We start from the raw sequence: 350 nt of genomic DNA, 5'->3' as shown, positions 1-350 counted from the left end.
ATCGCCGTCGACAGCAGCGGTCAATGGACCTACACCCTGGCCAACGGCAGCGACGGCGTCGCCAGTGCCGTGCAATCGCTGAAGGTCGGCGAGACTCACAACGAAGTGTTCACCATCCAGGTCAGCGATGGCCTGGGTGGCGTCGACACCCAGCAGGTGACTGTCACCGTCACCGGCAGCAACGACGCGCCGGTGCTCAGTTTCGCCAGCGGCAACGATGCCGGCACCGTGCAGGAAGACACCACCCTCAGCGTCAGCGGCCAATTCAGCTCGAGCGACATCGATCACAATGCCACCGCCACCTGGTCGATCAATGGCTCGGCAACCGGAACCTACGGCTCGATCGCCGT

At 64.0% G+C, this 350-nt stretch carries 1 protein-coding gene; it reads left to right on the top strand.

Annotated features, from left to right (window positions below):
* The coding region (locus ACCC96_RS30305; RefSeq protein ID WP_413697743.1) for a VCBS domain-containing protein at positions 1 to 350 on the top strand (350 nt) is incomplete at both ends.

The organism is Pseudomonas sp. Pseusp11, assembly GCF_047304405.1.
Taxonomy (GTDB): domain Bacteria; phylum Pseudomonadota; class Gammaproteobacteria; order Pseudomonadales; family Pseudomonadaceae; genus Aquipseudomonas.
Note: the sequence above shows the minus strand (reverse complement) of the source record. Positions and strands in the feature narration are given on the sequence as shown.